Annotated in this window: 1 protein-coding gene; it reads left to right on the top strand. The window is 40.3% G+C overall.

The annotated features are described in order from the left end of the window. Positions 1 to 611: 611 nt before the first annotated feature. Positions 612 to 2,045 (top strand): group II intron reverse transcriptase/maturase, encoded by a 1,434-nt coding sequence (gene ltrA / locus E2K98_RS30420; protein ID WP_133340727.1) that lies wholly within the window; start codon positions 612 to 614, stop codon positions 2,043 to 2,045. Positions 2,046 to 2,123: the final 78 nt, after the last annotated feature.

Raw genomic sequence — 2,123 nt, 5'->3', positions numbered from 1 at the left:
GTCGACACTCTTCTTTTCATTATCTGACAGAGACGTCATCTCGGTGAAACGACTGGTTGATGATGATGATACTGAATCCCAGATGGTGAAAGTCCATCTCCGAGGAGACTGACCTAGCTCGGGAAGCTTAATCTAGGGCAATACCGTGAGGTATTGTCTGAAGGAGATGCGGTAAGTCGAGAGACCCGTAGGCAACTAGATAGACCCTAATGCAATAAGTGTGAAGCACGGCGGCGGGATAAGTTGGCGACTCTTCGAAAAGTGAGGAAGCCCGCTAAAGGGGCATTTTCTTTAGAAGTCAGAGCGAGAAAATGTGACTTATAACGTGGTGGTGCAGGGTATGTCTAGAAGGGAAATGCGATAACCCCGTGAGGTCTCCACCTTACCAAACAGGCAGGGTTCTAGTCTATAAGGGTAATCCGAAATGACGAGGAACGGGTGGAGAAGTCAGACGTTCTCATAGTACGGAAGTAATTCGATGACCATAACATCGAGTGAACGGAAGGGGAACGACCTATGGCTCCAAGCCATTAACTAGGTGTAATGTAAACAATCATGTTACTGCGGTAAAACCGTTTGAATGTACATCAAGGAAAGGCGTGGAATACGCAATGAATCAAGAGTGGAAGTTTAAATTACACAGTGTATATGGGCAGATATTGTTTGACCGAAAATTAACCCAAAGCTTCGAACAAGTTAAAGCAAACAAAGGGGCAGGAGGAATCGACGGAGAAACAATTGAAAGTTATGATGCCAAATTACAAGAAAACATCATGGAACTTCTAAACAAATTGAGAGCAAAGACTTACCAAGCTCAACCAGTCAGAAGAGTATACATACCAAAGAAGAATGGAAAGAAACGTCCTTTAGGTATTCCAACTATCGGGGACCGCATAGTTCAACAAAGTATTGTAAATGTACTACAGCCAAAATTTGAAGATTTGTTGTTTCATAACTGGTCGGTTGGATACAGACCGAATCGAGGGGTACAAAGAGCCCTGCAAATAATCCTCTGGAATATTGAACAAGGATATAACCATATTTACGATTGTGATATAAAAGGTTTCTTTGACAATATACCCCATAATAAACTGATTGGGGTTTTAAAGAAATATGTGTCAGACCGTACGGTCCTGAGTTTGGTTGAACAATGGTTAAAGGCTGGGCACATGGAAGAGGGGAAACTTATCCATTCTGACTATGGCACACCTCAAGGCGGCGTCATCTCACCACTACTTGCAAATGTATACCTTAATGAACTTGACTGGGAGTGGGACTTGAATGGTATTCGATTTGTCAGATATGCAGATGATTTCTTGTTATTTGCTAAATCAAACGAAGAAATCAAGAAGGCGGCTACCTTAACTAAGAATAAGTTAGCTGAGTTGGGACTGGAAATCTCTAAAGAGAAGACCAGAGTTGTCAACTTTGATAAGGACGACTTTGACTTTTTAGGGTTCACATTCCATCATTGGACAAAGAGAAGGAAAGATAATAAACCCTTCTTTAATGTTACACCAAAGGAAGAATCCATCAGGGATTTTCGATTGAAAATCAAGGAAAAGACTAGGAAATCCCTAACTCTTAGCAAAGAAGAATGGATAAATCGGGTAAATCCTATTATTAGAGGTAAGGTAAATTACTATGTGACTATTATCAAAGCGGTAAAAGCAAACGAAGAATACGGACAAAAGAGTCACTGTAGAACTCGATGGATAAGGAAAATTCTTGAGCGAATTGATGGATATATAAGAAAAAGACTGCGTGTTGCGTTAATCCATAAGCACCCAACCCAAAGAAAAGGTATGAGAATGAATACCCTTTGGAATAACGAATTCTTTTTAAAGATTAAACTAATCCCATCCTATTGGCTTTATCTAAATAAAGCCTACGGATACACTATAGAACAATACCTAAGCGATATGAGTAAATCTGCAAAAAGAAGATTCCAATACAAAGTCAAAAGAGCAAAAGAAAAAGGTGAGGAATATTTTACCCCTCATCGCTTACAAAAGATGCAAAATGCCTGGAATGCATCCTCTTGATAAACATTGTAACATTTGGTAAGCCGTATGCCTTAATAGGGCACGTACGGTTTGATAAGGGGGAAGCCTCGAGAGAGG

Source organism: Bacillus salipaludis (genome assembly GCF_004358205.1).
Note: the sequence above shows the minus strand (reverse complement) of the source record. Positions and strands in the feature narration are given on the sequence as shown.

Excerpts from the sequence above, each read along its gene's own strand:
- ltrA (WP_133340727.1), top strand. The coding sequence starts at position 612 with ATGAATCAAGAGTGGAAGTTTAAATTACACAGTGTATATGGGCAGATA.